The following is a 4,613-nucleotide window of genomic DNA, read 5'->3' as shown; positions in this document are numbered from 1 at the left end:
TCTTTTATCTTCTGCATGGAAATAAGCGTAAAATTAAAATCCTGAAAATTGAATATATTCTCGAAATTTATTCTAAAATATTGTTCACAGTACCGAGAAAAACGAGCAAGTTGCAAGAAATTTATTTTACCTTTAATGCCTAAATAAAACATTAGCAGGTGGAATATAAAATTTTTTCTTGTCTGCTTGATATTTGAAAAAATATCTGAACTTAAAGTATTAAGTATAAATGCATTAGCATTTGGATATTCGTTGGTTGTCATTACTTTATAGATTTTGGTCAATCTACTAAGATATTGATAATCAGCGAACTATCCAAGTTATTTAATGCTTATTTTGTTGAAAATCAATCAATTATATCTATTTATAACGAACTATTGTATAGATAGACTTGCACTTTACACAAAAGCTTAGAATATTCACAATCAAAGATTTGGATAATAAGTTAATTATGTGTAGATTTGAACCTGTATTGTTTAGCGGACAATATGAAGTCAGAACAGACAAAATAGGATAAAATTAAATCGTTACCAATTCGTTACCATCTATTTTTTAGATTATTGTAAACAATTGGTTATTCGATGATTATGAGATAAAGATTGTGATCCCACTTGGATCACTTGAGGAACAGAACTAAAAAGACAGTTCGAAGCCAAAGACACAGAAAAGTCTTCTAAACTAATGTTTTAGAAGACTTTTTTTATTGACTAATCTTCCAAAGGAGACTTCGCCAAGACATAAAAAAGACTTCAAAAAACCGAAAACAACTACTAAATCGCTACTACTTTAGTTTTGAGTAATAATAGTAGTTGTTTTTGAATAAAAACTCTCATTTACTGCGTATTGTCGAAGAGTTGTCCGGTATTCTTCAAAACAAAAGAACAAAAATTTGTAACTAAAAGAATTGAAGATTATGAAGTCAACATTCAGAACACTTTTCTATCTGAGAAAGAACCAACCCAGAAAAGACAAAACAGTGCCTATTATGGTTAAGGTAACTGTAAATGGAGAATCAGTCCAGTTCAACAGTAAAGCAAATGTTGATCCTGCTATATGGGACTCAAAAGCAGGCAAAGTCATTAGCCGCTCAAAAGAAGCAGCTGATATCAATATTGCCCTGGACAACTTAAGAGTAGCCATCCGAAAAAGTTATGACAAACAAATGGAAGATTACGGCTATGCTATGCCCGAAAAGATAAGGAATCAGGTCTTAGGTCTTGAAAAAGGAGCCAAATCATTAGTTGAGTATATTGATTTACATAACCAGCAATATGAAAACAGGGTTGGAGTTAATACCACTCGCACAACGTTTATCAGATATAAACTGGTAAAAGAACGGGTACAAGATTTCTTAAAACAAAAATATAATGTATCTGATATACCTATAAGAGATCTTACACCTGTAGTATTGGAGAACTTCTACCTATATCTTCGCAAAGATTGTAAATGTGAGAACAACTCTTCAATGAAAACCATGCAACGCCTTCGTAAAATAGTCTATTTCGCCAAAAACATGGGAGAAGTAATGGCAGATCCCTACCAAAGTTTTAGAGTGCATTTTGAGTCTGTAGACAGAGAAATACTTACCCAGGAGGAAATTGACACAATCTATAACAAAGAATTTATAACAGGACGTTTGGAGCAGATTAGGGATGTGTTTATTTTTGCCTGCTACACCGGTCTCAGTTATATTGATGTTTCCAATTTAACCGAAGATAATATACAGGAGGCTTTTGATGGAAACCTGTGGGTAATGACAAAACGGAGTAAGACCAATGTAAATGCGAATATCCGTTTACTGGATATACCAAAAGAGATACTAGCTAAATATAAAGGAAGTCAAAAAGACGGAAAATGCCTGCCTGTAGTTTCCAATCAAAAGACAAATGAATATCTGAAAGAAATCGCAACAATCTGTGGTATAGGAAAAAAGCTCACATTCCATGTCAGCCGCCATACATTCGGAACGACTGTTACTTTAGCGAATGGAGTGCCTATTGAAACAGTATCGAAAATGCTTGGACACACGGACATAAGAACGACACAAATTTATGCCCGGATTGTAGATAAAAAACTAAGTTCGGATATGGATAATTTAGCTAAGACATACAATAGAAAAAAACGAAGAATCAGCTGATTTGAAATCTAATAAAATAGTCCGGGAAAAGCTCTCGGACTATTTCTTTTTTTATGCAATATCGGAATTTATTTCTTTCCTTCTTCAATCGACACTTTTCTGAATTCCTTCAAGGCTTTCTCGATTGCCAAAGATGTTTTACGGGCACGGGTTCCTGCCGCTTTATTTCCGTTTTCTACCTGTGAAGCCGCATCTTTAGTGAAGTCTGCAAATAATTGATTCAAATTCTCTACTAAATTTTTCATATCGTTTTTCGTTTATTTTAAAATTCAGGCAAAGATAAAATCATTTTATGTATTGCAAATATACCCTATGCTTTTATTTCAATTATCTCATTCAGATTAGTGGTAAATCGCCGGGATAAATGCTCCTGCCGGATATTCGGCTTATAACCGTTTCCCTGAACAGCGACTTTCACAGCTTCTCTGCCGTTCTTTTTGGCTATCTCGTCCAATGCATCATTCAGCCGTTTTTGCTTTTCCCTGTCAATGGGGTCGAACAAATCTGCCGTTGAATATTCCTCCGGTATTATATCCGCTAATACTACCCCTGTCCGTTTATATTCCATGTCAGGCATATAGATGGAATCAAGGGCTTTGCGGCAATAGCCGATTATCTCCGCTATATCAGCCGTATAAAATGATAAGGGGATAATCTTTGACGGCTTATACACTTCATCCTTGAAACGGTTGGTTTGCAGGAATATATAAACACCTTTTGTTACAGATTTTTGTTTCCTCAGCTTACTGACGCATAAGGAAGCCAGAGAGGCTACCGCTTCCAACAGATTGTTGTATTCAGTTATGGGTTGTCCGAAACTTCGGGAAGTGCATATTTGCTGTTTATCCGTTTCAAGATCGTCCTTTCCTATACAGGGTATTCCCTGTAACTCCATCCAAGTGCGCTCCCCGATAACGGACATCTTACGCCTTACCCACGAACGGCTTTTTTGAGTAAAGTCGTAGGCGGTTTTTATACTGTGGTATTCCAATGTGCGTGTATAATTGCGTCCGATACCCCATACTTCGCCTATTGCTGTTTTTCGCAGGGCTTTTATCCGCTTTTCTTCCGTGTCGATGATACAAAGCTGTTTGTAACCTTTGTATTTCTTGGCAAAGTGATTGGCAATCTTAGCTAATGTCTTAGTCGGGGCAACTCCGAGAGATACGGGGATACCCGTGCATTTGGTTGTTGTATCTATGATATGCCTGCTATAAGCATCCAAATCGCTGATGCCCGACAGATTAAGGAATGCTTCATCCACGGAATACTGTTCAAGTTCAGGGACAAGCCCCGATAGAACTGCCATTACTCTTGCCGACATATCGCCGTACAAGGTGAAGTTGGTCGAATGAACGGCTATATCGTGTTTCTTTACCAAATCCCTAATCTGGAAGAAGGGTACAGCCATTTTTATACCCAATGCTTTGGCTTCGTTGCTGCGGGCGATAACGCATCCGTCATTGTTGCTCAGTACAACGACAGGACGATTGTTCAGCGAGGGATTGAAAACCCGTTCGCAGGAAACAAAGAAGTTATTGCAGTCTATCAAGCCATAGTTCATTTGATACCCAATTTTATTTGGTATAATTCGATGATATTCGGTAGTACCATAAAATAATATACTAAGCAGAATAAGAATACTAAAATACCGACAATTGTCGGCAGCAAGAATAAGGTTTCTTTTATACGAATGCTCTTTATTAAAAAATATAATCCTGTGAAAAATGAAATCGGGACAAATGTGCCGAGTCCCAAAACGAAAGCTGTATCTTCCCAATGCTCAATAACATAATCCCAACTGGCAGTGAATAATCCGGCAAAAAGCATGAATGCGGCAATTCCTGTTAATGAAAAGCAAACAAAAGAAATTACGGAGTTTTTATTTTTCATCTCTGTTTCTTTATCGAATAAGTTACGATTCCCCAGATCAGAAAATCGTTGTCTTCGGTTACTTTAATCGGTTTATATTGCTCATTGGCAGGAATCAGCCAAATGATATCTTTTTCTATTTTGATATGTTTGATGGTAAATTCTCCGTCGATATAGCAGACTGCCATATCTCCGTCACGGGGATCGAGCGATTTGTCGATAATCAGGATATCTCCGTCATAAATACCGGCATCGATCATGCTGTCGCCTTTTACCCGGCCATAAAATGTAGCGGCGGGATGCTTTACCAACTCCTTATTCAGGTCGATAGCCAAATCCATGAAGTCCTGAGCGGGAGACGGGAATCCTGCCTTAATGCCTTCGTCCGCTATCGGTAATAGCAATTCGGCACCGGTATCGGCTTTGAATATTTCAAGTGTAGGATTTTTCTTCATCAATTACAAATGTAAAGAATGTATTGGTTAATATAATCTTTCACTACTGTCCGGTAAAAAACAGAGCGAACTTTTAAAAAATAAAAAATCCGCTCTTCTGCTTATCTTTGTAGTAGCAACAAAACAAAATTAAGCTCATGAGCAAAAGT

The 4,613-nt window shown here is 37.0% G+C and carries 6 protein-coding genes; 1 reads left to right on the top strand and 5 read right to left on the bottom strand.

Annotated elements, in window-relative coordinates; genetic code table 11:
• Window positions 1-263, bottom strand: a 263-nt coding sequence (locus D0T84_RS22675) for a hypothetical protein (RefSeq protein WP_370525460.1), incomplete at its 3' end; no start/stop codon positions are given.
• Window positions 264-913: 650 nt separating this feature from the next.
• On the opposite strand from D0T84_RS22675, the gene D0T84_RS21390 reads away from it, so the two are divergent.
• A complete protein-coding gene (locus D0T84_RS21390) occupies window positions 914-2,137 on the top strand; it encodes a site-specific integrase (RefSeq protein WP_163309962.1) in 1,224 nt (407 codons plus the stop codon).
• A gap of 68 nt (window positions 2,138-2,205) precedes the next feature.
• Here D0T84_RS21390 and D0T84_RS21385 read toward each other — a convergent pair whose 3' ends face one another.
• The 4 genes from D0T84_RS21385 to D0T84_RS21370 form a co-directional block, all read right to left on the bottom strand.
• Window positions 2,206-2,382, bottom strand: a complete 177-nt coding sequence (locus D0T84_RS21385) for a histone H1 (RefSeq protein ID WP_163309961.1) — start codon at window positions 2,380-2,382, stop codon at window positions 2,206-2,208.
• Between the two features lie 65 nt (window positions 2,383-2,447).
• Window positions 2,448-3,701: a Y-family DNA polymerase gene (locus tag D0T84_RS21380; RefSeq protein WP_163309960.1), complete on the bottom strand. Its 1,254-nt coding sequence runs from the start codon at window positions 3,699-3,701 to the stop codon at window positions 2,448-2,450.
• A complete protein-coding gene (locus tag D0T84_RS21375) occupies window positions 3,698-4,030 on the bottom strand; it encodes a hypothetical protein (protein ID WP_163309959.1) in 333 nt (110 codons plus the stop codon). Before D0T84_RS21375 ends, D0T84_RS21380 begins: the two co-directional genes overlap by 4 nt.
• Window positions 4,027-4,464, bottom strand: coding sequence for a LexA family transcriptional regulator (locus D0T84_RS21370; RefSeq protein ID WP_163309958.1), 438 nt, complete (start codon window positions 4,462-4,464; stop codon window positions 4,027-4,029). The genes D0T84_RS21375 and D0T84_RS21370 overlap by 4 nt, the downstream gene beginning before the upstream one ends.
• Window positions 4,465-4,613: the final 149 nt, after the last annotated feature.

It is taken from the genome of Dysgonomonas sp. 521 (assembly GCF_010501055.1).
GTDB lineage: Bacteria > Bacteroidota > Bacteroidia > Bacteroidales > Dysgonomonadaceae > Dysgonomonas.
Note: the sequence above shows the minus strand (reverse complement) of the source record. Positions and strands in the feature narration are given on the sequence as shown.